This window comes from Pseudoclavibacter sp. VKM Ac-2867 (assembly GCF_015351275.1).
Lineage (GTDB): Bacteria > Actinomycetota > Actinomycetes > Actinomycetales > Microbacteriaceae > Pseudoclavibacter.
This window is the reverse complement of record NZ_JADKSL010000001.1, coordinates 427890-454805: the sequence shown is the minus strand read 5'-3', so window position 1 is coordinate 454805 and position 26916 is coordinate 427890. Positions and strand designations below refer to the sequence as shown.

The following is a 26916-nucleotide window of genomic DNA, read 5'->3' as shown; positions in this document are numbered from 1 at the left end:
CCAATCTAGAATTCGAATCCTGCCGGGAAGGGGTCTGTCGGGTCGAGCATGTACTGGCCCATGCCGGTGATCCACGCGCGGCCGGTGATGGTCGGGATCACGGCCGACCTGTCACCGACCTGGACCTCGTCGATGAGCTGGCCGGTGAAGCTCGTGCCGATGAACGACTCGTTGACGAAGTCGGTGTGCAGCGGCAACTCGCCTCTGGCGTGCAGCTCGGCCATGCGCGCGGAGGTGCCGGTGCCGCAGGGTGAGCGGTCGAACCATCCAGGGTAGATCGCCATCGCGTGGCGCGAGTGGGCGGCGGTGGAGCCGGGCGCGATGAACTCGACGTGGTGCACGTGGTCGACACCCTCGATGGTCGGATGCTTGGGCGCGTCGTGGGTGTTGATGGCGTCCATGATTGCGAGACCGGCACGCATGATGTCGTCTTTGCGGGCCCGATCGAAGGGCAGATCGACGTCGTCGAGGTCGACCATGGCGTAGTAGTTGCCGCCGAACGCGAGCGAGTAGCGGAGCGCGTCGATGCCGAGTTCCGGCACCGGGACTACGGCGTCGAGGCGTTCGCAGAAGCTGGGCACATTCTCGATGGTAACGCTAACAGCGCGTCCTTCGCTCACTTCGACGCGAGCGATCACGAGACCCGCCGGAGTATCGAGCCGGATGACGGTCTCCGGCTCGTGGACCTCCACCATGCCCGTCTCGACCAGCACCGTCGCCGTGCCGATCGTCCCGTGACCGCACATGGGCAGCAGTCCGGAGACCTCGATGTACAGGACGCCGAAGTCGGCATCCGGGCGCGTGGACGGCTGGAGGATGCTGCCGCTCATCGCCGAGTGCCCGCGCGGCTCCCGCATCAGGAACGTCCGCAGGTCGTCGCGATGCTCCTGCACGTACAGCCGCTTCTCGTTCATCGTGGCACCGGGGATGACCCCGATCCCACCCGTGACGACCCTCGTCGGCATGCCCTCAGTGTGGGAATCGACGGCGGAGATGACTCGTGATGCTCGCATGCGAAAAAACCTCGTGATCGGAAGTGAGGGGCCGCCCAGGGCGGGGGGACGCCCCGGGCGGCCGGCCCAGCGAGATGAGGGGGGATCGCCCCGCGGGCCAGACGCAACCAGCGCTATTGCCGGATTGCGTCGCATTGGTGCGGGAAGAGCCCCCGCAAGCAGACGGCAGAGAGGCCAGGAAAGCGACCCCCGTGTCTGCTGCGACCCTACTTGAGGGTGGCGAGCGCGTCGAGGGCGCGCTGCGTGTCGGCACGCACGCGCGCCTCCATCTCCGGCGTCAGCGCAGCGCGCGGCGGGCGGCACGGCCCGCCGTTGCGGCCCACCATGTCCATGCCGAGCTTGATGGCCTGCACGAACTCCACGCGGGAGTCCCAGCGGAACGCAGCGATGAGGCTCTTGTAGATCTCACGTGCCTCGACGTAGCGGCCCGCGGCCATGTGGTCGTAGATCGCCACGGCCTCCGCGGGGAAGACGTTCGGGTAGCCGGCGAACCAGCCGGTTGCACCGTCGATCATGAGCTCGAAGAGCACGTCGTCGCTCCCCGCGATGACGTCGATCGTCGACCCGGCCGCCTCGCAGGCCTCCTGGATCTCGAATGCGCGCCGGACGTCGCCGGAGAACTCCTTGACGGCGACGATGCCGTCGATCTTCGCGATCTCCGCGACGAGCTCCGGGCGGAGGTCGACCTTCGTGTCGAGCGGGTTGTTGTAGATCATGACGGGCAGCCCCACTTCAGCGACCTTCGCGAAGTGCTCGATGACATCCGCATCCGCAGACCGGTACATGGTGGGCGGAAGGCAGAGCACGCCATGGGCGCCATCTTCCTTGGCGAGCTGCGCCCAGTGCTGCGCCTGGTGCCACCCTGGGCCGTGCACGCCCGCGACGACGATGCCGCGGTCACCCACAGCCTCGACGGCGACCTGCACGACCTTGCGGCGCTCCTCGTCGGTGAGGGACGAGTACTCGCCGAGCGAGCCGTTGGGGCCGACGCCACGGCAGCCGTTCTCGATGAGCCAATTGCAGTGCTCGGCGTACGCCTCGTAGTCGACGGCCAGGCCGGCGGGAGCAGAGGCGTCCTCCTTGTAGGGAAGGGCCGTCGCGACGACGACTCCGCCGAGGTCGAGGTGGGTTGAGGCTGCTTCGGTCATGGGTGTTGCCTTCCTGTCAGGGGATGCTGTTCTTCTGAGGTTCCTGCCAGCTCAGCGAGCCGGATGGGGGTCTGGATGGGCCGACGGTCGACGATGCCCTCGTCGAGGCCACGACCGAGCACCGTCTCGATGAGCTCCTCAGCGCTGCGGCCGCAGATACGGGCCTGGCAGATGCCGAGACCGGCTCGAGTGGAGAGCTTCTGGGAGCGCAGACTGTGCGAGCGCGTGGCGGCGGCCTTCCGCCGCAGCTGACCTGCGGTCACCTCTTCGCAGCGGCACACGATGGTGTCGTCGCGCAGCCACGCCTGCCAGCCCGGCCGCACGCCGTGCGCCGCCTCGATGCGCTCCGCGAACGAACCGAAGATCGCGCGCTTGCGCTGGGCCGTGCTGATCTGAGGGTCGCTGGACGCGCCACCCGCTGCGCAGTGCCCGGCGACGCGCCCCTCGGCGAGGGAGAGGTCGACGCCGCCGATGCCCGTCACCTCGCCCGCCGCGTAGACGTCGGAGGTGCTCGTGGCGCAGGACTCGTCGATGACCACGAACCGGCTGTCGTCGAGCGCGCAGCCGGCCGCGATCGCCACCTCGAGGCGAGGCGTGAAGCCGTGCGTCACGCAGACGGCGTCGCACGCGACCTCTCGTTCACTGCCGGCGATGGGCCGCCACTGAGCGTCGACGCTCATGATCGTGACGCGCTCGACGCGCCCCTCCCCGTGCGCCTCGACGACCGCTTCGCCGACTCGATACGGGATCCGGTGCCGCAGCTGACCGGCGACGTAGCCGAAGAGCTCCTGCACCTTGCCGGGGGCACCCGCGAGCTGCCACGGCTTGGGCAGCCAGCCCGAGGCGAGACGTGGGATGCGGTTGGCCTCGACGACCTCCACGACCTTGGAGCCGACCTGGGCGAGTGAGGCCGCGACGGGAAGAAGGAACGGACCCGCGCCGGCGACCACGACAGTGTCGCCGACCGCGATGCGCTCGCTCTTCGCGAAGGCCTGAGCAGCACCCCCGGTGTAGACGCCGGGGAGGTCCCAGCCGGGAAACGGGAGGGTGCGGTCGTGAGCACCTGTCGCGACGACAACCGCGTCGGGCTCGAGGGTCGAGCGAACGCGGTCGGCTGCGTCGGACGTGCCGGTGAGCAGCTCCAGCGCGGGCAGCCCGACGGCCCACACGCTCGTCTCGCTGAGCAGGGTGATCCGGGCGTGCGAGCGGACACGTCGGTCGAGGTCCAGGAACGTCGACCAGCCGTGGTGCATCGCGGCCTGCCCCTCACCGTCGCGCTCCTTCGGCAGGTGACGCCAGTACTGGCCGCCGAGCTCTCGACTCGACTCGATGAGCGTCACGCGGGCCCCGGCTTCCGCGGCGGCCAGCGCGGCCGCAAGACCTGCGGGGCCACCGCCGACGACGGCGACATGGCGCGGCCTCGACTGCTCGGTCTGCGTCGAGCTCATTGTGAGCTCACCTCATCCCCCTCGCACGCACGCCTCTGGCACGCTCGAACATCCGGCACGCCGTCCACCGTGACAAGGCAGTCGAAGCACACGCCGATGCCGCAGAACAGGCCGCGCGGCTTTCCCGCGACGGCGGTCTCACGCCAGGAGACTCGACCGGAGCCGAGCAGGACGCCCGCGATGCTCTGCCCCTCGAGGCCTTCCACGGTCTCACCGTCGACGGTGATGCGCACGGGCTTGTCGGCGAGCTCGCTCATGCGACCGCCTCCAGCTCTGAGGCGAGCGTCGCGCGGGTCGGCGAGAACAGGGCTGCATCGATCTGCGTCGATCTGCCGTCCATGAGGTCCCCGATCAGCGATGCCGTGGGCAGGGAGAGGCCGATGCCGGCACCCTCGTGGCCGGTGGCATGCCAGAGGCCCGGCAGGCGCACATCCTGGCCGATGAGCGGCAGGTGGTCTGGCATGAAGGGGCGGAAGCCCGAGTAGCTGCGAATGACGGCCGTCTGGGCCAAGAAGGGGAAGATCGAGATCGCCTTCACCGCGAGCTGCCCGAGCACGTTCGCGCGGAACGCGTCGTCGAAGCCGACCTGCTCGCGACTCGAGCCGATGAGCACCGTGCCCCCGGGAGTCGATTCGACAACACTCGAGGTCATGAGGCCCGCGTCGCCAGACCCGACGGCACCGACGTAGTCCGCGTCGTACACCTTGTGAAACACGCGCTGGGGCATCTTCGCCGTAACGAGGACGACTCCGCGGCGCGGACGAACGGGGAGGGGTACGCCGAGCGTCGCGGAGACCTCGCCGGACCACGGGCCGGCGGCGACGACGATCTCGGCGCCGCGCACGTCACCTGCCGAGGTGCGGACACCGACGATGCGGCCGCTCTCGCGGATCGCGCCGACCACGTCGTGATGCTCGAGGATGCTCGCCCCTCGTGCCCTGGCGAGGGCGACGAGTGCTTCGTTCGCGATGGTCGGCTGCACCTGGCTGTCGCCCGGGTACCAGACGGCTGCGGTCATCCGCTCGGTGATCCACGGCTCGAGCTCTCGAGCCTCGGCGTGCGTGACGGGCTCAGCCGAGACCTGCGCGTCGCGCTGCGTGGACGCGAAGTCCAGGAGGGCGGCCGCTCCCCCGTCGGTCGTCGCGACGACGAGGCCGCCTTTGGCCTCGAACTCGATGTCGGGGAAGTCGTGGCCGAGCTCGTCGCGGAAGGTTCCGGCGAGCGACGACCAGGCTGCGTTGGCGAGCTTCGAGAGCTCGAGCTCGGCGCCTGGCCCCTTGTCCGAGACGAGCAGGTTGCCTTCGCAGTGGGCGCTTGTGCCGCTCGCGACGCGACCGCGTTCGACGAGCGCGACTCGCCGACCACGGCCGGCGAGCTCGGCAGCACAGGCCGCTCCGATGATGCCACCGCCGATGATCACGACGTCGTACCTGCCCATCTCGCACCTCCTGTCAGTAATATGTCACACACCATCCAGTGGTGCAAGCCTGGCCCGCCCCACAATCGGGACGGGCCAGCGAAGCGTCCATCCGCGACCGGCCAGCAGAGCCGACCAGCCCCGCGAGCGCGTTCAGCCCAGGTACGCCTCGATGACCGCCTTGTCCTTCGCCAAGTCGGCAGCGAGGCCCGAGAGCGTCACGCGGCCATGCTCGATGACATAGGCACGATGCGCCACCTTGAGCGCAGCACGGGCGTTCTGCTCGACGAGCAGCACCGTCGCACCATGCTCATTGATGCGCCCGATGAGCTCCATGACCTGCTTCACGACCAGCGGAGCGAGCCCCATCGACGGCTCGTCGAGCAGCATCAGCTTCGGGCCGCCGACATACGCTCGCGCGATCGCCACCATCTGCTGCTCACCGCCCGACAGGGTGCCGCCCTGCTGAGCGCGTCGCTCGAGGAGACGCGGCATGAGCTCGTAGCACTCCTCGACACGCTCAGCCACGACTTTCTGGTCCTTCACCTGGTAGCCACCGAGCAGGAGGTTCTCGTGCACCGACATCGTCGAGAAGATGCGCCTGCCCTCAGGCACGTGGATGAGGCCGTCGCGCACGAGGTCCCACGGCTTCGCATTCGAGATGTCCTTGCCGCGCCACATGATCGTTCCGCGCTTCGCTCTGGCCAACCCAGAGAGCATCGTGAGCGTGCTCGTCTTGCCCGCGCCGTTGTTGCCGAGCAGAGAGACGACCTCGCCCTCGTTGACCTCGATCGACAGACCACGAAGCGCTTGCACGCGCCCGTAGAAGAGATCCACATCCTTGATCTCGAGCTCGACGCTCATGATCGGTCCCCCTCGTCCACTCGCTGGTTCTCGGGCCCGCCGTCTGGCTCGCCCTCGTGCTGGTCCTCGGGATCCTCGACGCCGAGGTACGCCTCGATGACCCGAGGGTCGTTCTTGACATCCGCGGGCAGACCGTCGGCGATCTCTCGGCCGAAGTTGAGCACGATCACGCGCTCCGAGATCTCCATCACGAGACCCATGTCGTGCTCGATGAGCACGATTCCGACGCCGAGATCCCTGATCTTTCGAATCAGGGCGATGAGCTCCTGCTTCTCGTTGTGGTTGAGGCCAGCAGCAGGCTCATCGAGTAGCAGCAGCTTGGGCTGCGTGGCGAGTGCCCGCGCGATCTCCACTCGGCGCTGCTCGCCATACGGCAGCTGCGACGCGAGCAGCTCGTCATCGAGCGAGTAGCCGACGAAGTCGAGCCAGCCGCGCGCATCCTCGAGCGCCTTGGCCTCGACCTTCTTGTAGCCGAACGTGTGCAGCATCGTCTGGAACACGTTCTGACGGATGCGCGCGTGCATCGCCGTCTTCACGTTGTCGATGACCGACATGTCCCGGAACATGCGGACGTTCTGGAAGGTGCGGCTCAACCCGAGGCGCGTGATCGTCGACGGCTGCTTTCGCATGATGCTCTCGCCGTCGAAAGTGATCGAGCCCGATGTCGGCCGATAGAAGCCGGTGATGCAGTTGAACGCACTCGTCTTGCCCGCCCCGTTCGGCCCGATCACCGAGATGATCTCACCCGCGTACGCATCGAACGACGTTCCGTCGACCGCCTTCACGCCGCCGAACTGCAGCCGCAGATCACGGACCGAGAGCAATGGCTCCCCCCGATGCGCCCGCCTGAACTCCTCGGCGACCGCGGTCACCGACTCCGTCTTCGGCACGTCGATGGGCGCCGTGCCGTACACGTCACCCGTGCCTGAAACCTGGCTCATGCCTGCTCCTTCGAGAGGTCGATGTTGGCGTCGGGCGCCTCATGGGCCGAGAAGCCGTCCTTCGGAGACGGCGCCTCGCCCTTGGCTCGCGACTTGAGGAACGGCAGGATCGCCGTCGCCGGCCAGATGCCCTGCGGCCGGAAGATCATCATGATCACCAGCAGCACGCCGAACACCAGGAAGCGCCAGTCGGAGAACTCGCGCAGGATCTCGGGCAGCAGCGACACAAGCAACGCGCCGACGATGACACCCGGGATGGAGCCCATGCCGCCGAGCACGACCGCCATGAGCAGCAGGGCCGAGTTGAGGAACACGAACGAGGTCGGACTGATCGCCGTCTGGTGCGCTGCCATCAGCACACCCGCGAGTCCGCCGAAGACGGCGCCGAGCACGTACGCGCCGAGCTTCGTGGTGTACGTGTTGACACCCATGGCCTCGGCCGCATCCTCGTCATCCTTGATGGCGCGCCAGGCGCGACCCATCTTGCCCTTGCCCAGCCTCGAGGCGGCGATGATCGCGGCACCACCGGCGATGATGACGCAGAGGAAGTACAGCAGGATCTTGCCGTTGAACTCGATGCCGCCGATCGTGAGACCATCCGCGAACGACCAGCCGAAGAACTCGAACGTGTCGATGCCGGAGATGCCGGACGGGCCACCCGTGACCTCGAGATTGTTCGCGGTGAGACGGATGATCTCACCGAACCCGAGGGTCACGATCGCGAGATAGTCGCTGCGCAGTCGCAGCGTCGGCCCGCCGATGATGAGCCCGGCGAGGATGCACGCGACGATCACGAACGGGACCGTCGCGATGAGGGGCATGTCGAGCAGCGTGTTCAGGACGCCGGCCGTATACGCACCGACGGCGAAGAAGGCGTAGTAGCCCAGGTCGAGGAGACCGGCGTAGCCGACGACGATGTTGAGGCCCATCGCGAGCATGATGTAGATCATCGCGGAGGTGCCGATGGAGATGACGTACGGCGTCGCGTTGATGAAGGGCAGCAGGAACGCGAAGAGGAACAGCACGAGGCCGACCAGGTTCATGAACGTCTTCGGGTTCAGGATGCCCTTGCGTGGCGTGGGCCGCTCGACGGTGGGCGCGGGCGCCTGGAGTCTGATGTCGGTCATGGGATCACATCCGTTCCACGACGCGTGCACCGAGGATGCCGGTCGGTCTGAAGGACAGGAAGAGGATCAGGCACGCGAACGAGAAGACGTCACGCCACTCCCCGCCGAGCCAATGGGTGCCGAACGCCTCGAGCAGACCGAGCACGAGGCCGCCGAGCATGGCGCCGTAGAGGCTGCCGATGCCGCCGATGACGGCCGCCGTGAACGCCTTCAACCCGATGACGAAGCCAGCGAGGAAGTCGATGGTGCCGTAGTAGGCGCCAGCCATGACGCCAGCCGCGCCCGCGAGGGCCGAGCCGATGAAGAAGGTGCGCGAGATGACCTTGTTGACGTTGACGCCCATGAGCTGCGCTGCCGTGGGGTCGAGCGCGATGGCCCGCATGGCACGGCCGTCTCGGGAGCGCATGATGTAGGTGTTGAGCGCGAACATGAGCGCCGCCGCGACGAGCATCATGACGATCTGCGGCATCGTGATGCGGCCGCCGAGCAGGTCGAGCGTCTCGCCTTCGAGACGCGTCGGGTAGACCTTGGGGTCCGGGCCGAAGATCTGGCGCACTCCGTACTCGAGGATGAACGACATGCCGACCGCGGTGATCAGCACCGCGAGCCTGGGGCTCGAACGCAGCGGCCGGTAGGCGACCCGCTCGATGGTCACGCCGAGGATGCCCGTGAAGATCATCGCGAGGAGCATGACCAGCAGGATCGACAGGATGCCGCCGCCCGCGAGGCCCGAGAACGCCGAGAAGATGGTGAGGCCGGCGAACGCGCCGACCATGTAGACGTCGCCGTGCGCGAAGTTGAGCAGCTTGATGATGCCGTACACCATGCTGTAGCCGAGTGCGACGAGCGCGTAGAAGGATCCGACGAAGAGCCCGTCGATGATGAGTTGAATCACAGTGGTTCCTGACTGCAGAAGCGGGCGGGGAGTTCCCTCCCCGCCCGCCGTGGCTGACTAGCTCTTCAGGTCATCCTCGAGGATGAAGGTGCCGTCGGGTCCGACGGTGACGATGGCGAAGCCGCCCTCGCTGAGCGTTCCCTCATCCGTGAAGGTGAGGGGGCCGGAGAAGATGTCGAAGCCGTCCAGGGCACCGAGCGCCTCGATGACCGCGGGGCCCTCGGTGGTGCCGGCATCCTCGATCGCCTGGGAGACGACGCGGACGGCGTCGTAGCTCTGCGTCGAGTAGGGTCCGGGCGCTGCGCCGAACTTCTCGGTGTAGGCGTCGATCCACTCGGTTGCGCCCTCGAGCATGTCGGGGGTCTGCGTGAACGTGCCGAGCACACCCTCGGAGGAGCTGCCGGCGATCTCAGCGAACTTCGCGTCGACCGAGCCGTCCGCGACCATGATCTTGCCCGTGTAGCCGGCCGATCGCAGCTGCTGGGTGATCAGGCCACCCTCCTGGTAGTAGCCGGTCCAATACATCATGTCGGGGTTCGCCGAGACGACCTTGTTGACGTTGGCCGCGTAGTCGGACTCGCCGGCGTTCACCGACTCCTCGAGCACGACCTCGATGCCGAGCTCCTTCGCCTGCTCGGAGGCGGACTTCGCGAGGTCCGTCGAGTAGTCCGTGTTGTCGTCGACGAGTGCCAGCGTCTTCACGCCCTGCTTCTCGGCGTACTTCAGCATCGCCTGAGCCTGCTGCGTTCCCGTGCCGTTGATGAGGAACACGTTGTCGAGGCCGGCTGCGACGAGCTGGTTCGAGTTGGCGGCCGGGATGACCATGGGAATCTCTGCCGTGTTGAAGATCGGCAGCGTCGGAAGCGTGGCGCCTGAGCAGTAGCCGCCGACCGAGGCGACGACACCGTCGGTGACGAGCTTGTTCGCGGCGGCGGTCGCACTTGTCGCGTCGCACGCGTCGTCGGCGGTGACCAGCTCCAGCTGACGGCCGAGAACTCCGCCGGCTTCGTTGAGCTCGTCGACGGCCATCTGGGCGCCGTTCTCCATGTACGGGCCGAAGGCAGATTCTGACCCCGAGAAGGGTGCCGCGAGTCCCAGCTTGATGGGTCCGTCCTCGGACGCGGCGTCTCCGCCTCCGGCGACACCCCCGGAGCATCCGGTGAGGGCGAGTGCGGCCGTGGCGAGCAGGGCTCCGGGGAGGAGCACCCTCTTCCAGATGCCAGCACCCCGAGGGCTGGTGGAACGACGTGCAGTCATGGTGAGTTCCTTCCGAACAGACGTCAGAATCGCCGGACCATCTCCGGTGATGGGATGTCACACATTACTGTTCGGTAGAAGTCCGCAGAAGGCCCTTCCACAGCCTTGAAACAGAGTTGTTACAAAGTGTTTCGCTGTGTGGAGGGTTTGTTAAGCCTCTTCGGGTAGCCCTGCCCACCAGCCCACGACGTGGCCGATGTGCCGGTGCATGAGCTCTGCAGCCTCATCTGCCTTGCCCGCCTCGAGCAGCACCAGCAGATCCGCGTGCTCACGAGACGACGCCGTGAGCTCCTCCGAACCGAGCATCTCGGTCAGGCCCGTGAGTCTTGTCTGCCTGCGCAGCGCCGTCACGATGGACACGAGACGCTCATTGCCGGACAGCCCGAGGAGCTTCGCGTGGAACTCGATGTCGACCGCCAGGTACAGGGGAAGATCCCCCGCCGCGGACGCCGCGTCGATCTGGGTCGCGAGCTCGCGCAGCTCGGCGCGAGGGGCCTCCGGGAACTCGACGGCGAGCTCGCGCACGATCGGCACCTCGAGCATCTGCCGCACCTCGACGATCTGTCGCAGCTCCTCGACGGAGACGTGCGTCACCCGGAACCCCTTGTTGCGAACCGGCTCCACGAACCCCAACTTCTCGAGGTTCAGCATCGCCTCCCGCACAGGAGTCGCCGAAACCTCGAAGCGAGCCGCGAGCGCTGGAACGGAGACGAGCTCACCCGCCGCAAGCCCTCCCGAGACGATCGCAGCAGCGACGGAATCCTCGATAGTGGCACGCAGGTTCGACTGCTGCGCCGCTGGCTTGAAGTCCAACGCGTCGATCATGGGCACTCCGCTCGTAAGGCTCGCTCTGGTCGGGAAGCGTAAGCACACCTCAGGGGTGTTCATTACTTCCACTCAATAATGTGTCACATGCGTCAACAAAACACGGTCTTCAGCAAACATCTGGCCACGGACGCTCAGAAGCGAATCGCGTACGGATCCTCGCCTGGGTCCCGATCGCGCTGATCCCCAGACGGTTCCGACTGCGCGAGACCGGTCTCGCGGATGAGCCCCATCCCGAGCGCGCTCGGCTCCGGAGACGGCCGCCTGACCGCGTCCTCGAAGATCTCGAAGTCCCGACGAGACAGCTCGAGCCAGCCGGCGCGCAACCGCTCCCCCCAGTACTTGTCATTCCGCGTCAGATCCAGCAGATCACGCAATGGCCGAATGAGTGCAGGACGCGCCTCGCGCATCCACTGCACCTCCCTGCGCCACGGCGACGACCCCCTCCCGCCAGCACGATACGGCTCGTCGTCGAGCACGTAACCCGCCTGCACGACGCTGCGAAGCGGCTCCCCATCCGGATTCACCTCGCGCGGACAGTAGAGAGCAACACCATCGGACACGCGCATCTGCTCGACCCCCTCGAGCGCACCCCACGGCGCCTGCACGAAACCGCCCTCCACCATCGCGAGGGCGCGATCGAAGGGCTGCACGACAAGCCAGTAGCGGATAGCCACGGTCAGATGGTCGAAGGGCTGGAGGCTCTGGGGCCCCTACGGCCAGAGGCCGAGGTGGCCGATCGCCGTGCGAAGCACCTGGCCGCGGCCACCCTCGAGCTCCTCGAGGAGGTCGGGGTCGAGTGCCTGCTGCGGAGTCAGCCACGTGATCTCGAGCGCGTCCTGACGAGGGTTGCATTCCCCGGCGACCGGAACGATGAACTCGAGCGCCACGGCATGCTGGCGCGAGTCGAACAGCCCAGAACCGGGCATCGGCGAGAACTCTGCCACCGTGAACGGGGCGAGCGCCTGCGGCAGAGCCGGGAACGCCATCGTGCCGAGATCCTTCTCCAGGTGCCGAAGGAGGGCGCCCCGAATCGACTCCCCGTACTGCACGCGCCCGGAAACGAACGAGCGCGTCATGACGCCCTGGTTGTCGGCCCGAAGCAGCACCCCGAGGTGCTCGACCTTGCCCGAGGCGTCGACACGCACCGGGATGGCCTCGACATACAGCATCGGCACGCGACGCCGCACGAGCGCGAGCTCGTCGTCGTTCATCCAGCCGGACTCAGGATCAGGAGTGCGCACCGTCATGACCCCATTGTGGACCATGTATGTTTCCCGGGTGAGCACAGCATCCACAGGTATCGATCCCACGACGCTCCTCTGGCGGGGCGGCGACACCGAGACGGCGGCCACGAGCACGCTCCCGCTCGTCGTCGGACTTCACGGCTACGGCGCAGACGGAACGGACATCCTCAGCCTCACCGGGCAGCTGCCCCAGGGGGTCAGGTACGTCTCCGTGCCGGCACCGCACCCGCAGCCGGAAGGCGGCCGCGAGTGGTTCCCCTTGCGTTTCGCGGACCCGGCGACGGGTGAGGTCGCGGTCGACGCCGACGCCCAGATCACTCTCGAGCAGGGCGCGAACGACGCCGCGGCGGCCGTCATCTCACTCCTGGACACGCTCGGCGTCCTCGACTCGGGTGCGCCACTCGCGCTGCTCGGCTACTCGCAGGGCGGCATCGTCGCCATGCAGGCGCTCCGCCAGCGTCCCGCAGCATTCCGGGGAGCCCTGCTGCTCTCGGGCCTCGTCGCCGTGGGCACCGTGCCAGGGGACGCCGAGCTCGCGGAGTCCCGGCCGCCCGTCTTCTGGGGTCGGGGTGACGCCGACACGGTCATCCCCTCGCTCGCTGTCGAGCACACGGCAGCATGGCTCGAGGCCCACTCCGACGCAGAGGTCTACGTCGAGGCGGGCCTCGGTCACGCGGTCTCCGAGAGGGAGCTCGTGCGCATGGCGAGCTTCCTCGAGCGCACGCTCGGGTAGCTCACCGCTGCTCTAGTCGTTCGGGATGAGCAGCCAGAGTGCCAGGTAGATGATGACCTGGGGGCCGGGGATGAGGACCGACAGGACGGTCAGCAGGCGGACGACAAACGGCGACCAGCCGAATCGCTGCGCGATTCCCGCGCAGACTCCGGCGATGACGCGGCCGCTACGGGGGCGGACAAGACGCTTCATGTGAGATCACTCCTTCAGAACGTGGTGCATCCAGCTTCGCGCATACCGGCTGAACGATCGTCCCCCGGGAGGTTGATCCGGTCCTCCTGGAGGCTGATGTCGGTGGTGTGTGGTTCTGTTGTCGTCATGCCTGAAACGACCGCGCTCGACGCGTTCTCCCCCGCGACACGGGAGTGGTTCCGCGGCGCATTCGTGAGCCCGACCGCGGTCCAGGAAGCGTCCTGGCGCGAGATCGCCGACGGGCACCACACCCTGGTCGTGGCACCGACCGGCTCGGGGAAGACACTGAGCGCGTTCCTGTGGGCGATCGATCAGCTCGCGGCCGAGCGCGGCGCACAGAGCGAGGAAGCGAAGGCCGAGCGGCGCACACGCGTCGTCTACCTGTCCCCCCTGAAGGCGCTCGGCGTCGACGTCGAGCGCAACCTGCACTCGCCGCTCGTCGGGATCACCCAGACCGCAAGGCGGCTCGGCTCGGTGGCACCGGACATCCGTGTCGGAGTGCGCTCAGGAGACACGAGCCCAACCGAGCGCAGACAGCAGCTCCGCAATCCTCCCGACATCCTCATCACGACGCCCGAGTCGCTCTATCTCATGCTCACGTCTCAAGCGCGGAAGACGCTCACCGGTGTGACAACCGTCATCATCGACGAGGTGCACGCCGTCGCCTCGAGCAAGCGCGGCGCGCACATGGCCCTCACGCTGGAGCGCCTCGACGCGCTCCTCGACAAGCCGGCGCAGCGCATCGGCCTGTCCGCGACGGTGCGGCCCCTCGACGAGATGTCCCGATTCCTGGCCGGAAACGCACCGGTCAAGGTCGTCGCCCCGCCGAGCACGAAGACGTTCAAGCTCGAGGTGCGAGTTCCCGTCGAAGACCTCAGCGACATCGGCATGACCCGAGCCGGGGCCGCGACTCCGACCTCCGCCGACGCATCCGGAGCCATCGCAGATGCAGACCCGTTCGCGGACTTCGAGGCGGGGGCCGCCGCTGGCTCACTGCGCGACCCCGCAGCCGACGCAGAGGCGTCCGGCTCGGTGTGGCCGCACATCGAGGAGGCCATCGCCGACCTCGTCGAGTCGCATCGCTCCACGATCGTGTTCGTCAACTCGAGGCGCCTTGCCGAACGGCTCACGGCCCGACTCAACGAGATCGCCGACGAGCGAGCGTCGGCCGATGCCCCGTCGGTCGAAACGGCGGAAGCACCAGACCCCTACAGTGCGGCAGCACCTGGCGTGCGCTGGTCCTCCGGCGACCACAGCGCCAGCCCGAAGGCCGCGCCGAAGCGACCGCCCGCCGCGTCCATGGGGCAGGCGGGCCAGTCCTCCGGTGCCCCGCTCTCCTTCGCACGCGCCCACCACGGCTCCGTCTCGAAGGAGTCTCGCGCCGAGGTCGAGAACGCACTCAAGAGCGGCACCCTCCGCTGCGTCGTCGCCACCTCCAGCCTGGAACTCGGCATCGACATGGGAGACGTCGACCTCGTCGTCCAGGTCGAGTCGCCTCCCTCGGTCGCAAGCGGACTCCAGCGCGTGGGTCGAGCCGGACACCAGGTCGGCGAGACCTCCGAGGGCACGATCTTCCCCAAGCACCGCGCCGATGTCCTGCACTCCTCCGTGCTCGCATCGCGCATGGTCACCGGGCAGATCGAGCGCATGCGGGTGCTCGCCAATCCCCTCGACGTGCTCGCCCAGCAGACGATCGCCGCAGCGGCGATCGAAGACCTCGACGTCGAGGAGTGGTTCGACCTGGTGCGGCGCTCGGCACCGTTCGCGTCCCTGTCACGCCCCCTCTTCGAGGCGACCCTCGACCTGCTGTCCGGCAAGTACCCATCCGACCAGTTCTCCGAGCTGCGGCCACGCCTCGTCTGGGACCGCGACCAAGGCACCCTCACTGGCAGACCCGGTGCGGCGAGGCTCGCCGTCACCTCCGGAGGGACTATCCCCGACCGGGGCCTCTTCGGGGTCTTCCTGGCCGGTTCTGAAGACGCCGACGCGCAGCGAGGGCCGCGCCGCGTCGGCGAACTCGACGAGGAGATGGTCTACGAATCGCGCGTCGGCGACATCTTCGCGCTCGGGGCGACCAGCTGGCGCATCGCCGAGATCACCTTCGACCGAGTGCTCGTGACCCCGGCATACGGCCAGCCGGGACGACTGCCGTTCTGGGTCGGCGACGCGCTCGGGCGACCCTCCGAGCTCGGCCAGGCCATCGGCGCCATCACCAGGGAGATCGCCGCCAAGGGGCAGGTGCCAGGGGCACTCGCCGCCCTCATGGACGACAACGCCGTGCAGAACGCCGTCGCCTACGTGCGCGAGCAGCAAGACGCCACCGGCCAGGTACCCAGCGACCACACGCTCATCGTCGAGCGCACGCGAGACGAACTCGGCGACTGGCGCATCATCCTGCACTCTCCGTACGGCTCTCCCGTGCACTCGCCGTGGGGCCTCATCGTGGCGGCGCGCATCCGCGACCGCTACGGCCTCGACGGCGGAGTCGTCGCAAGCGACGACGGCATCATCGTCCGCATTCCGGAGGGCGACGCCGAACCGCCCGGGGCAGAGCTGTTCGCCCTGGAGGCCGACGAGATCGAGCAGATCGTGGCTCGCGAGGTGGGCGGCTCGGCCTTGTTCGCGTCGCGCTTCCGCGAGGCAGCGGCCCGTGCGCTGCTCCTGCCGCGCCTCAACCCCGGCAAGCGCTCGCCGCTCTGGCAGCAACGGCAGAAAGCTGCCCAGCTGCTCGACGTCGCAAAGCAGTATCCGACCTTCCCGATCATTCTGGAGGCCGTGCGCGAAGTCCTGCACGACGTCTACGACCTCGACGCGCTCGTCGACCTCGCGAAGCGCGTAGCGGGCCGCGAGGTACGCCTCGTCGATGTGACCACCGAGCAGGCATCGCCATTCGCGCGGACGCTGCTCTTCGGCTACGTCGGCGCGTTCATGTACGAAGGCGACAGTCCGCTCGCCGAACGCCGAGCGGCCGCACTTGCGCTCGATACGAGCCTGCTGGCCGACCTCCTCGGCAGGGTGGAGCTGCGGGAGCTGCTCGACGCGAAGGTCATCTCGAGACTCGAAGCCGAGCTGCAGCGCACGGCCCCCGACCGTCTCGCGCGGGACGCCGAAGGGGTGGCCGACCTCCTGCGCGTGCTCGGCCCGCTCAGCGTCGACGAGATCGCAGACCGCCTGCGCGGCGAAGATGCCGGCACCGCTGGCGACGTTCCTGGCGACGGCGACGGCGACGAGCACGAGCACGTGCACGTGCCCACGGCCACCGTCGCCGTCGCTGGAGAACACGTCTCGGCTCTCGTGACAGCGAAGCGCGCGCTGCGGGTTCGTATCGCGGGGGTCGACCGCATCGCCGCGATCGAGGATGCCAGCCGCTTGCGTGATGCCCTCGGCGTCGCGCTCCCCATCGGCGTCCCTGTCGCGTTCATCGACCCGGTAGACGACCCGGTCGGTGACCTCGTCTCCCGCTACGCTCGCTCGCACGGCCCCTTCTCCGTCACCGAGGTCGCCGAGCGCTACGGCACGGGCCAGGCGGTCGTGCGCGAGGCGCTCACGAGACTCGAGCTCGCCCGTCGTGTGGTGGAGGGCGAGTTCCGACCAGACCGCGAAGGCTCGGAGTGGGTCGACGAGACCGTGCTCAAGCGCCTCCGCGCCCGTTCCCTCGCCGCGCTCCGCAGCGAGATAGAGCCCGTCGACCATTCCGCGTTCGCCCGGTTCCTGCCGGCTTGGCAGCACGTCGGCGGCGAGCTGCGCGGAATCGACGGCCTGATCACCGTCATCGATCAGCTCGCGGGCGTGCCCGTCCCCGCCTCGGCGCTCGAGAGCCTCATCCTCCCCGCCAGGGTGCGCGACTACCACCCGAGCATGCTCGATGAGCTCACCACGGCGGGCGAGGTCCTCTGGCGTGGGCATGGCGCGATCGGTTCGAGTGACGGCTGGATCAGCCTGCACCTCGCCGATACGGCGCACCTCACACTCCCCGACCAGCCAGAGGGCGAACCGGATGCGCGCGGCAGGCACATCCTCGACGCCCTTGCCGGGTCCGGGCCGGGCTTCTTCCCTCAGCTGTCGCGGCACGTGCGGCTCATGCTCGAACCCGAGTCGACCAGCGACCGCGAACTCTCCGACGCCCTCTGGGCGCTCGTCTGGCAGGGACGCGTGACCAACGACACCCTCTCTCCGCTCCGAGCGCTGATCTCCGGCGGTCCCGGCTCGGCAAGCACCTCAGCGCATCGGGCTCCCAGCCGAGCCGCACGCGGCAGGCTCTACCGTGGCCGCGTCGCCATGGCGCCGAGCGACTCCGCCGGAAGCCCAACCGCTTCCGCCTTCGCCTCCCAGCGGCCCGCGCCATCGCAGCCCCACACGAGCGGCCGCTGGACCCTCGGCCTGCAAGGCGTGAGCGACGCCACCGAGCGTGGCCTCGCCATCGGTGACCTGCTGCTCGACCGCTACGGCATCGTGACCCGCGGCAGCGTCATGGCGGAGGAGGTGCTCGGCGGGTTCGCGCTCGTCTACCGAGTCCTCGCCCGCTTCGAGGAGTCGGGGAAGGCCAGACGCGGCTACTTCATCGAGAAGCTCGGCGCCGCCCAGTTCTCGACCGTCGGCGCCGTCGACCGCCTGCGCGGGTTCACGCAGGAGCTCGATGCCGAGAAGCAGTTCGAGACGCTCACGCTCGCCGCGACCGACCCCGCCAATCCCTACGGGGCGGCGCTCGCGTGGCCGAGCGACGAAGACTCGCAGACCAAGCATCGGCCCGGCAGGAAGGCTGGCGGGCTCGTGACGATGGTCGACGGTGCCCTCGCGCTCTACGTCGAACGCGGCGGCAAGACGCTCCTCACCTTCACCGACTCCGACGACGTCCTGCGGGCTGCAGCGAGGTCCCTTGCCGACACGGTCCGGCGGGCGCGCATCCCGAACCTCGTGATCGAACGGGTCGACGGCACGTTCGTGCTCGAGACGCCCCTCGCGAGCATGCTGCAGGAGGGCGGGTTCTCGCTCACCACCCGCGGCCTGCGCATGCGGCCTGGCCAGTGAGCCACGCCACGACGTGCGTCAGGACCCAGACCAGACCAGACCCAGAAGCAAAACCGACAGCAGAGGCGGCACAGTGGCGACAGCACGCGGACGACGAGGAAACAGGGCAGGCGGCACAGAGCCGAGGATCGAGGCGCCGTACCTGCCGGAACTCGACGACGCCAGCGCCGCGGACTTCGCGACGGCGCGGGTGCACGAGCTGCAGCACTTCACCGAGGTGCGCGGCGAGGAGCTCGACGCCGCCGGCGTGACGTTCTCCGAATGCCGCATAGAAGGCCTCACGGCCCGCAGGCTCCTCCTGCACTCGGGCCGGGTGAGCGAGTGCGTGCTCGAGCGCATCGAGGTGCCGGTCGTCGAGGGGCAGCGCCAGTCGTTCCGGTCCGTGAGCTGGACGGCATCCCGACTCGGCTCGGCAGACCTCCACGAGTCGGACTTCCAGAACGTCGAGTTCCGCGACGACCGGCTCGGCTACGTCAACCTGCGCGGCGCAACCCTCACCGATGTCCGCTTCGCCGACTGCGCGTTCGACGAGATCGACCTCGGCGGTGCAACGGCACGGCGAGTGGCCTTCACGGAGAGCCGCACGGGCATCCTCGACGTCACGGGCGCCCGCCTCGAGCACGTCGACCTGCGAGGGCTCGAGTTCTCGACCATCACGGGCCTCGAGGGGCTGCGCGGCGTCACCGTCTCGCCATCGCAGCTCGAGGCGCTCGCACCCCACCTCGCGGCCCACCTCGGCATCGAGGTGCGTGATGCCGGAAGGTGACACCGTCTACCGGGCGGCGACCCGGCTGAACCGCGCCCTCGCGGGCCGCGAGCTGACACGCTTCGAGCTGCGAGTGCCGAAGTACGCCGCCCTCGATCTGGCCGGCCTCGCGGTCGACGAGGTCGTTCCGCGCGGCAAGCACCTCCTGACTCGCATCGGCCCACACACCCTGCACACTCACCTCGGGATGGACGGCAGCTGGCAGCTCGTGACCGCAGGCGGGAAGTGGCCCCGTCCGGCGTACCTGGCGAGGGCGGTGCTCGGCACGACTGCCGGCAGCGCCATCGGCTTCGAGCTCGCCGTCGTGGAGATGCTCGCGAGCGAAGACGAAGCCGATGCCGTCGGGCACCTCGGTCCCGACCTCCTCGGTGACGACTGGGATGCCGAGCTCGCCGTCGCGAACCTGCGCCGAGACCCAGACGCCGAGCTCGCCGGAGCCCTCCTCGAACAGCGCAATCTCGCGGGCCTCGGGAACGTCTACGTGACGGAGCTGCTCTTCCTGCGCGGCCTGCATCCGCACACCCCGGTGTCCGGCGCCGGCGACCTCGACCGGCTGGTCGAACTGGGCCACAAGCTCATCGTCGCGAACCGCGACCGGGTGGAGCGCACGACGACCGGTGACCTGCGGCCCGGCAAGCGAACCTACGTCTACGGCCGATACGGCAAACCGTGTCTGCGCTGTGGGACGCGCATCCAGCGCGGCGTCCAAGGCCGCGAGCGGGTCGCGGCCTGGTGCCCCAGCTGCCAGCCCGCGCTGCCCGCCTGAATCCCGACTCCGCCCCCGCACCCGCTCTTCGAGCCTCAACCCCCGCACCACCCCACTCCCCACCCCACACCCGGCGCCCCGCACAGGCGCCGCAAGCCGCGAGCCCGCCCCCAGCACTCAGAGTTGTGGCTCGGCGCTGCACAACCCCTCGCCAACGACACCACGCCACAACACTGTCGCCAGGAACGCCTCATGCAGAGCGCCCGGCACCCTTCAGCCCCGGCCGAGACGCTCGGCGCGAAGCCGTTTCGCGTAGTCGGTGAAGTTCTGCAGGCCAGCGGCAGGCACGAGGTCAGCGACGGTGAGGCGCACATGCCGCATCCCCACGCTCTCGATCTCCCTGCTGCGTGTGATGTCCAGGCGCCACTGACGCTGACTTGTGCGGTGCCCGTCGCCCTCGTAGTCGTATCCGATGCGAGCCTCGCGATCAACGAGGTCGATTCGGGCCACCTGACGTGCTCCCGACATGAGCGGGACGTTGATGTCTGGTTCGGGATAGCCGGAATCCACTAAGGCGATCCGCGTCGTCGACTCCCAAGGCGACTCGACGCGCTCGCGAATGCGCAGCGTGGCAGACCGCAGCACGGCTGCACCCGCGCATCCCGACCAGGCATGAGCAGCGGATTCCAGACGATCCCGCGTCGTCAGCGCACGAGGCCGAGCGCGCCCTGGATAGTTGTCCGCGTCCGAGATGAGGGCGTCGCCGACCTGCACGAGCTCAAGCACGTCCAGGTGGCGGGCGAGGAGACAGTAGGTGAGCTCCGGTGAGGCCACCGGCAGACCCCCAAGACGGCCGATTCGCCAGAAGCGCGGCGGGATGGACCTCGCCGCCACACCCTTCGCGCGAGACGGGTTCCTCCCCTTGGGCACGATGACATGGACCAACGTGTCGGCGAGGAGTCTCAACGGAAGGGGCAGCCCATAGAGCCGGGCAGCCGAGACACCGCCGAACGCCTGGTTCGGAGACATGACCGGCCAGTAGCTGCGATCGAGCTCCTGCATCCGGGCGGCCAACGCAGCGAACTCGTCGCTGGCCCCGCGCACTCCGATGGGGGCCTCGGCAGTCTGCGGTTCCGACTGCGGCACCCGGACTCCGCGGAAGGGCCGCGCCTCAGCGCTGTTGCGCAGCCGGGACTTCGAGATACCTGCAGCTCGAGCCTCGGCCACGCTGAACGCCGCGAACCTCAAGTCGATGGGCAGCTGGATGCGCGGCTCCCGCCGGCCCCCGCGGCCTGCGCTGCCTGCTCGGCCCGCACCCGAGACTCCACGCAGGTCAGCATCATCCGCGCCGCCACCTTGTCCCATTGCTCGAACGTAGACGCGTCGCGAGCGCCACGACGATCACCGGCGAAAGCTGTGGACAGCTGGGCCAGAGGAAAGCCCGGTGCAAGAGGATTGTGGCCAACCGCGGTTGAGGGACGCACCAAGCGCATCCGCACCGCGATCCTGGTCACAGGTCGGCAGCGTGCTCTGCCGGAGGCTCGCTCCAGCCTCTCTCCGCCCCGGGGGAAAGTTGTGGCGAAGTGCCACCAGACCGATCCCCAACCGCACCAACCCACAACGCTGCGCCATGAGCGGGGCGAACCTCACGGGAGGGAGTGCACGGTGCGGGAGGGGCGAACCGCGCGGGAGGGGTCAACGTCGAAACCAGGAGGAAAGTTGTGGCCAAGTGCGACCAGACCCGCTCCCGACCGCGCTAACCCACAACTCTGCGCCGGGGGCGGGGCGAACGGCGCGGGGGTGGGGCAGACGGCAGACGGCAGACGGCAGACGGCAGACGAAGATCCCGCCGCAAGCTCTGGGCTGGCGACGGGATCGACGTGCTTGCGTGCGTGCGTGCGTGCGCTTACGCGTAGGGGTTCGGCGTGAGCGTGTACTTCGTGTACAGGTACTCCTCGATGCCCTCGAAGCCGCCCTCACGACCGATGCCGGACATCTTCACACCGCCGAACGGCGCCGCCGCGTTGGAGAGGACACCGATGTTGAGGCCCATCATGCCCGTCTCGATGCGGTCGATGAGGCGCTGGCCGCGCTTGAGGTCCTCCGTGAAGACGTACGAGACGAGGCCGTACTCGGTGTCGTTGGCGAGGCGGATCGCCTCTTCTTCGTCATCGAACGTCGTGATGGAGAGCACCGGTCCGAAGATCTCCTCGCGGAAGATCTCGCTCGACGAGGGGGTGCGGTTGAGCACGGTCGGCTCGTAGAAGGAGCCGTCGCCCTCCACGCGCTTGCCTCCGTGCAGGAGCTCAGCTCCCGCCGCCACTGCGGAGTCGACCAGCGAGGCGACCTTGTCGACGGCCTTGTCCTCGACCAGTGGGCCGATGATGACGCCGTCTTCGGTGCCGCGGCCGATCTTGAAACCGGCGACCTTCTCGGTGACCCGACGCGCGAACTCGTCCGCGACATCCGTGTGCACGAGGATGCGGTTCGCAGCCGTGCAGGCCTGTCCGATGTTGCGGAACTTCGCCGCGATGACACCTTCGACGGCCTTATCGAGGTCAGCGTCCTCGAACACGACGAACGGGGCATTTCCGCCGAGCTCCATTGACGTGCGGAGCACGTTCTTCGTGGCCTCCTTCATGAGGCCCTGCCCGACACCCGTCGAACCGGTGAACGAGATCTTGCGCAGGCGCGGGTCGGCGATGATCGGCGACGAGACCGCGGCGGTGCTGCGGGTCGTGATGACGTTGACGACTCCCTTGGGCAGGCCAGCCTCTTCGAGGATCCTCACGAAGTAGAGGGTCGTGAGCGGCGTGAGCGACGCCGGCTTCACGACCGAGGTGCAGCCTGCGGCGATCGCGGGCGCGATCTTGCGGGTCGCCATGGCGAGGGGGAAGTTCCAGGGCGTGATGAGGAACGCGGGGCCAACGGGGTGCTTCGAGACGATCATGCGCCCCGTCCCCTCGGGCTGCGTGCCGTAGCGGCCGTGCACACGGACGGCCTCCTCGCTGAACCAGCGCAGGAACTCGCCGCCGTAGGTGACCTCACCCTGAGCCTCTGCGAGGGGCTTGCCCATCTCGAGGGTCATGATGAGCGCCATCTCGTCGCGGCGCTCCTGCAGGATGTCGAACGCGCGTCGGAGGATCTCCCCGCGCTCGCGCGGTGCCATCCGGGCGAAGTCTTCTTGCGCAGCGACAGCGGCGTCGAGCGCCTGGATGCCCTGCTCGGGGTTCGCGTTGGCGATGTGCTTGAGCGGCTTGCCCGTCGACGGGTCGTTGACCGCGAACGGCTCGTCCGCACCGTCGATCCATTCGCCGCCGATGAACAGCTGGCCGGGGACCTTCGCAAGCAGTTCCGCTTCGTTGGGGTACGTCATTGTGCAAACTCCTCGGTTGTTGGCGAGCTCGCGCTTCCCGGGCCCTGAGTCTCGGGCGCGGTGGCGATGGATGCTCCAACGCTACTCGGGCGGGCTGGGCGCTTCACGAACATCTCGCCCAGCCCGGGGAGCCGAGGTAGTGCATCCGCACAATTAGGACAGCAGGTCCCTGACCATCGGGATGACCTTCGTGCCGTACAGCTCGATCGCCTTCATGCTGTGCTCGTGTGGGAGCGTGCCTGCGCTGTACTTGAGGTCGAAGCGCTGCAGACCGAGCACCTTGACCGTGGCAGCGATCTTGCGCGCGACGGTCTCTGGCGAGCCGACGTAGAGCGCCCCGCGCTCGCCGGCTTCCTGCTCGTACTGTGCGTACTGCATGGGCGACCAGCCGCGTTCCTTGCCGATGCGCATCATCATGGTGCGGTAGTTCAGCCAGTGCTCTTCACGCGCCTGCTCGTCGGTGTCCGCGATGTGGCCAGGCGAGTGCGCGCCGATCTGGCCGTTCGGGTGGCCGAACTGCTCGTTGGCCTGGCGGTAGAGCTTCGCGAACGGCGCGAAGCGCGCTGATTCGCCGCCGATGATGGCGAGCATGAGCGGCATCGAGTACTGGGCGGCGCGCACGACGGACTGGGGCGTGCCCCCGACGGCAGCCCACGTGCGCAGGCGGCCCTCCTCGAGCTGCGGATGCACGGTGACGTCGTTGAGCGCACCCCGCACGGTTCCGCTCCAGCTGACGGGCCCACCCGCCGCGATCTTCATGAAGAGGTCGAGCTTCTCGTCGAAGAGCACCTCGTAATCCTGGAGGTTGAGCCCGAAGAGCGGGAACGATTCGGTGAAGGAGCCTCGCCCGAGCATGACCTCTGCGCGCCCGCTCGAGATGGCGTCGACGGTGGAGAACCGCTGGAAGACCCGGACGGGGTCATCGGAGCTGAGGACCGTGACCGCGCTGCCGAGACGGATGCGCTCCGTGCGGGCGGCGATTGCGGCGAGCACGGTCTCCGGCGTGGAGATCGCGAAGTCGTCTCGGTGATGCTCGCCGACGGCGAAGGCGTCGATGCCGACCTCTTCAGCTAGGACGCCCTCCTCGACGACGTCGCGGATGACCTGCGCGTGTGAGCGCGGGGTGCCGTCGAGGTCGTTGGTCGCGTCTCCGAAGGTGTTGAGGCCGAACTCGATCGTGCCGGTCATGGCAGCTCCATCCATTTCAATGCGTTTACATGAACTCTAGTCGCAAGAAAAAGCGCCGCCCCGGGGGAACACGGCATCCCCGAGGCGGCGCAGCTTGTGGTCGAGTGCAACGACGGGTGACACGAGGTCGAAGGCGTCGTTCCATGCAATCGAATGAAGTTCGATGATCGTGCCAAAAATGCCATGACACGTCAACTCAGGCACCCCTCGCCGCGCCAGGTGGCCAAGTTCCGAGGTTCACTTGTCGGCGGCCAGCGGATGTGCGCGAAAACGTATATCGTCGCCCGTATCCCCCACCCGAATAGCCCACCCGAGACACCGAGAGGTCGAGCATGACAGGCGTGGCGGAGCCCCTTGACCCGAGCTCATCCGGCAAGACCCAACTGGCCTACGAGTTCATCGAACAGCGGATCTCGGACGGCACCTTCGCCCCGGGCCGCCGACTTGTCCTCGGCACTATCGCAGGAAAGATCGGCGTCAGCACGCTCCCCGTGCGCGAGGCCCTCCGGATGCTGGAGGCGGAAGGCGCAGTCACCTACGAGCGCTACGTCGGCGCTCACGTGACCGGACTCGACCCCGAGCGCTACTGGCAGGCCCTGGAATCACTCGCCGTGCTCGACGGCTACGCGACCGCGAGCGCCGCCCGATACGTCACGGACGAGGTGATCAGCGAGGCCCGCAGCACAAACGCCGAGATGGCGCACACGCTCGTCGACTCCGAGGCCTTGCGCGAGCTGCATTCGAGATTCCACCATCTCCTCTTCCGCCGGAGCCCCAACGCACACCTCGTCGACCTCGTCGAACGAACCTGGGGACACCTCGAGCGTCTGCGATCCATGGCACCGGAATCCAGCACCCGCAACACCACCACCGCGATCGCCGAGCATGATCACCTCCTCTCCCTCCTCGAGATCGGCGCGCCGAGCAGCGTGATCGAGAAGACGGTCCGCGACCACCACCGGGCGGCGTCGCGGTCCGACACGAGCGAGGTGACCGAGACGGCCTAGACCCTGCCGGCCGCTGCGATCTCGTCCATGAGCAGCGCGAAGGCGACATCGCCGCCGGCCGCTGCACCCTGCCCGATCGAGACCGGCACGTTGGCGCGAGGGTCCCCCGCGTTGCCGACGACCCAGACCCGGGACTCCGGATGCTCCGGGCCGCGGATATCCACACCGTCGAGCATCCCGGTCAGGGGCACGAAGGTCGGGTTCGTGAAGATCGCCTCGAGCTCCAGCTCGCTGCCGTTGGCGAGACGGACTCCGCGAACACGCCCGTCGGTACCGGCGAGCACTTCGTCGACCCCGGACCGCTCGACCCTCACCCCGCGGGCAGCGAGTGACCTCGCCTCCGCCTGGCCGAGCGTGAAGGAGCCGTTGACGAGGAGCACGAGGTCGCCGCTCCACTGCCGCAGCAGGTGCGCCTTCAGGTCCGAGTGCTCGCCAGCGGCAAGCACGGCAATAGGTCGATCGCGGTACTCGTAGCCGTCACAGAAGGGGCAGGCGTAGACACCTCGGCCCCAGAGCGCACGGAGCCCTGGCACGTTGGGCAGCTCATCGCGCAGCCCCGTCGCCACGACGACCGTGCGCGCCCGGAAGGCACGTCCGTCCTTCGTCGCCACGTGCACGCGTGCGCCATCGTCGTCGCCGATGGGCGTGACGCTCACCACCTCAGCCTCGTCGAAGACCCCCTCATGGGCTTCGACCTCGGCGCGACCCAGCCGCCGCAGCTCGCCGGGCGCGAGGCCCTCATGGCCGAGGACGCCGTGCATGTGGTCGGTGAATCGATTGCGGGGAACTCCGTGATCCAGCACGAGCACCCGCCTGCGCCCCCGCGTGAGCATGAGCGCAGCGCTCAGACCGGCGGGGCCGGCGCCGATCACGATCGTGTCCCAGAGCGGGTTCTCGTTCTCTGCCGCGTGCTGCGGCGCATCCAGTTGTGTCATGGCTCGAGTCTCCGGCGAGACTCTCGCTTTTAGCAACTGGGTTTGCTAGTTTCGCAACATGAGGGATGTGGATATGACGGATGCAGCGTCGAACGGCCCAGACAACCTGGACGAACCGACCACTGGAATCACCGAAGCGCTCAGCCGCGTCGCACCCCGGCTCCGCGAGATCAGACAGGCCCGAGGGATGACGCTCAACGACGTCGCCGAGGAGACGAGCCTCAGCGTTAGCACGCTCTCACGGCTCGAATCAGGCGGCAGGCGCCCCTCCCTCGACGTGCTCCTGCCACTCGCCCGCTGCTACCGGGTGCCGCTCGACGACCTCGTGGGCGCACCCTCGACCGGCGACCCGCGCATCCACCCGAAACCTGTGAAGCGCGGCGACCGCGTCTACCTCGCGCTCTCCCGCGCCACGGACGGCATGCAGGCCTTCAAGGTGCTCGTCGCACCGCAGAAACCCTCGGACCGAGATAAGCCGGTCACCCTGCGCGTGCACGAAGGCACCGAATGGTGCTACGTCCTCGCCGGAAGACTCCGCCTGCAGCTCGACGACGACGTCACGATCCTCGAACCAGGCGAAGCCGCGGAATTCGACACCACTCGCCCCCACTCCATGACCAACGACGGCGAGACGACGCTCGAGATCCTCTCGCTCTTCAGCCGGCAGGCCGAGCGCAGCCACATCCACGAAACCGGCTGAACGGATCGTCCGAATTTCGGCGCACCGAATACCCGGGAACCCCTACGATATTGAACATCGCGGTGGGGCTCTGCGGTGCGTATCGAGGGCGGAGCGCACCGGG

The 26916-nt window shown here is 68.2% G+C and carries 24 protein-coding genes; 6 read left to right on the top strand and 18 right to left on the bottom strand.

Going from position 1 to position 26916, the window contains the following annotated elements:
* Window positions 1-5: 5 nt before the first annotated feature.
* From ITJ67_RS01980 to ITJ67_RS01920, 13 genes are all read right to left on the bottom strand, one after another.
* On the bottom strand, window positions 6-1013 hold the full coding sequence (locus ITJ67_RS01980) for a proline racemase family protein (protein WP_160071230.1): 1008 nt from the start codon (window positions 1011-1013) through the stop codon (window positions 6-8).
* Window positions 1014-1219: 206 nt separating this feature from the next.
* On the bottom strand, window positions 1220-2161 hold the full coding sequence (locus ITJ67_RS01975; protein WP_160071229.1) for a dihydrodipicolinate synthase family protein: 942 nt from the start codon (window positions 2159-2161) through the stop codon (window positions 1220-1222).
* The gene (locus ITJ67_RS20100) at window positions 2158-3609 is read right to left on the bottom strand and encodes an FAD-dependent oxidoreductase (RefSeq protein ID WP_194676570.1); all 1452 of its coding nucleotides are present in this window, start codon (window positions 3607-3609) and stop codon (window positions 2158-2160) included. The genes ITJ67_RS01975 and ITJ67_RS20100 overlap by 4 nt, the downstream gene beginning before the upstream one ends.
* Window positions 3606-3866, bottom strand: a complete 261-nt coding sequence (locus ITJ67_RS01965) for a (2Fe-2S)-binding protein (protein ID WP_194676569.1) — start codon at window positions 3864-3866, stop codon at window positions 3606-3608. The genes ITJ67_RS20100 and ITJ67_RS01965 overlap by 4 nt, the downstream gene beginning before the upstream one ends.
* A complete protein-coding gene (locus tag ITJ67_RS01960; RefSeq protein ID WP_194676568.1) occupies window positions 3863-5047 on the bottom strand; it encodes an NAD(P)/FAD-dependent oxidoreductase in 1185 nt (394 codons plus the stop codon). Before ITJ67_RS01960 ends, ITJ67_RS01965 begins: the two co-directional genes overlap by 4 nt.
* A 132-nt stretch (window positions 5048-5179) precedes the next feature.
* On the bottom strand, window positions 5180-5890 hold the full coding sequence (locus ITJ67_RS01955) for an ABC transporter ATP-binding protein (protein WP_194676567.1): 711 nt from the start codon (window positions 5888-5890) through the stop codon (window positions 5180-5182).
* Window positions 5887-6831 (bottom strand): ABC transporter ATP-binding protein, encoded by a 945-nt coding sequence (locus ITJ67_RS01950; RefSeq protein WP_194676566.1) that lies wholly within the window; start codon window positions 6829-6831, stop codon window positions 5887-5889. Before ITJ67_RS01950 ends, ITJ67_RS01955 begins: the two co-directional genes overlap by 4 nt.
* Window positions 6828-7958, bottom strand: coding sequence for a branched-chain amino acid ABC transporter permease (locus tag ITJ67_RS01945; RefSeq protein WP_104242762.1), 1131 nt, complete (start codon window positions 7956-7958; stop codon window positions 6828-6830). Before ITJ67_RS01945 ends, ITJ67_RS01950 begins: the two co-directional genes overlap by 4 nt.
* Before the next feature lie 4 nt (window positions 7959-7962).
* Window positions 7963-8853, bottom strand: a complete 891-nt coding sequence (locus ITJ67_RS01940) for a branched-chain amino acid ABC transporter permease (protein WP_104242764.1) — start codon at window positions 8851-8853, stop codon at window positions 7963-7965.
* A gap of 57 nt (window positions 8854-8910) precedes the next feature.
* Window positions 8911-10110 carry a branched-chain amino acid ABC transporter substrate-binding protein gene (locus ITJ67_RS01935; protein ID WP_104331878.1) on the bottom strand — a complete coding sequence of 400 codons (1200 nt, stop codon included), beginning with the start codon at window positions 10108-10110 and terminating at the stop codon, window positions 8911-8913.
* 150 nt (window positions 10111-10260) lie between these two features.
* Complete coding sequence (locus ITJ67_RS01930; RefSeq protein WP_160071224.1) at window positions 10261-10935, bottom strand: GntR family transcriptional regulator; 675 nt, start codon at window positions 10933-10935, stop codon at window positions 10261-10263.
* Window positions 10936-11069: 134 nt separating this feature from the next.
* Window positions 11070-11612 carry an EVE domain-containing protein gene (locus tag ITJ67_RS01925; protein WP_194676565.1) on the bottom strand — a complete coding sequence of 181 codons (543 nt, stop codon included), beginning with the start codon at window positions 11610-11612 and terminating at the stop codon, window positions 11070-11072.
* A gap of 36 nt (window positions 11613-11648) precedes the next feature.
* The gene (locus ITJ67_RS01920) at window positions 11649-12185 is read right to left on the bottom strand and encodes a DUF4916 domain-containing protein (protein ID WP_104331881.1); all 537 of its coding nucleotides are present in this window, start codon (window positions 12183-12185) and stop codon (window positions 11649-11651) included.
* Between the two features lie 31 nt (window positions 12186-12216).
* Between ITJ67_RS01920 and ITJ67_RS01915 the strand changes: the two genes are divergently transcribed.
* Window positions 12217-12915 carry an alpha/beta hydrolase gene (locus ITJ67_RS01915; protein WP_194676564.1) on the top strand — a complete coding sequence of 233 codons (699 nt, stop codon included), beginning with the start codon at window positions 12217-12219 and terminating at the stop codon, window positions 12913-12915.
* 12 nt (window positions 12916-12927) lie between these two features.
* Here the strand turns inward: ITJ67_RS01915 and ITJ67_RS01910 are convergent, their stop codons facing one another.
* Window positions 12928-13107: a PspC domain-containing protein gene (locus ITJ67_RS01910; RefSeq protein WP_068479399.1), complete on the bottom strand. Its 180-nt coding sequence runs from the start codon at window positions 13105-13107 to the stop codon at window positions 12928-12930.
* 126 nt (window positions 13108-13233) lie between these two features.
* Here ITJ67_RS01910 and ITJ67_RS01905 point away from each other — a divergent pair, with 126 nt between their 5' ends.
* The 3 genes from ITJ67_RS01905 (at window position 13234) to ITJ67_RS01895 (ending at window position 19667) form a co-directional block, all read left to right on the top strand.
* Window positions 13234-18135, top strand: coding sequence for a DNA glycosylase AlkZ-like family protein (locus tag ITJ67_RS01905; RefSeq protein WP_194676563.1), 4902 nt, complete (start codon window positions 13234-13236; stop codon window positions 18133-18135).
* Window positions 18136-18208: 73 nt separating this feature from the next.
* Entirely contained in the window at window positions 18209-18901 is a 693-nt protein-coding gene (locus ITJ67_RS01900; protein WP_104341462.1) for a pentapeptide repeat-containing protein, read from the top strand.
* Window positions 18888-19667 (top strand): Fpg/Nei family DNA glycosylase, encoded by a 780-nt coding sequence (locus ITJ67_RS01895; protein WP_194676562.1) that lies wholly within the window; start codon window positions 18888-18890, stop codon window positions 19665-19667. Before ITJ67_RS01900 ends, ITJ67_RS01895 begins: the two co-directional genes overlap by 14 nt.
* Before the next feature lie 213 nt (window positions 19668-19880).
* On the opposite strand, the gene ITJ67_RS01890 is transcribed toward ITJ67_RS01895, so the two are convergent.
* The 3 genes from ITJ67_RS01890 to ITJ67_RS01880 form a co-directional block, all read right to left on the bottom strand.
* On the bottom strand, window positions 19881-20972 hold the full coding sequence (locus ITJ67_RS01890) for a hypothetical protein (protein ID WP_194676561.1): 1092 nt from the start codon (window positions 20970-20972) through the stop codon (window positions 19881-19883).
* A gap of 541 nt (window positions 20973-21513) precedes the next feature.
* A complete protein-coding gene (locus ITJ67_RS01885) occupies window positions 21514-22983 on the bottom strand; it encodes an NAD-dependent succinate-semialdehyde dehydrogenase (protein WP_160073624.1) in 1470 nt (489 codons plus the stop codon).
* A gap of 153 nt (window positions 22984-23136) precedes the next feature.
* Window positions 23137-24171: an LLM class flavin-dependent oxidoreductase gene (locus ITJ67_RS01880; RefSeq protein ID WP_160073622.1), complete on the bottom strand. Its 1035-nt coding sequence runs from the start codon at window positions 24169-24171 to the stop codon at window positions 23137-23139.
* 341 nt (window positions 24172-24512) lie between these two features.
* On the opposite strand from ITJ67_RS01880, the gene ITJ67_RS01875 reads away from it, so the two are divergent.
* Window positions 24513-25178: a GntR family transcriptional regulator gene (locus ITJ67_RS01875; protein ID WP_194676560.1), complete on the top strand. Its 666-nt coding sequence runs from the start codon at window positions 24513-24515 to the stop codon at window positions 25176-25178.
* Here the strand turns inward: ITJ67_RS01875 and ITJ67_RS01870 are convergent.
* On the bottom strand, window positions 25175-26113 hold the full coding sequence (locus ITJ67_RS01870; RefSeq protein ID WP_194676559.1) for an NAD(P)/FAD-dependent oxidoreductase: 939 nt from the start codon (window positions 26111-26113) through the stop codon (window positions 25175-25177). The two genes, ITJ67_RS01875 and ITJ67_RS01870, sit on opposite strands and share 4 nt — an antisense overlap.
* 73 nt (window positions 26114-26186) lie before the next feature.
* On the opposite strand from ITJ67_RS01870, the gene ITJ67_RS01865 reads away from it, so the two are divergent.
* Window positions 26187-26813 (top strand): helix-turn-helix domain-containing protein, encoded by a 627-nt coding sequence (locus ITJ67_RS01865; RefSeq protein WP_160074322.1) that lies wholly within the window; start codon window positions 26187-26189, stop codon window positions 26811-26813.
* Window positions 26814-26916: the final 103 nt, after the last annotated feature.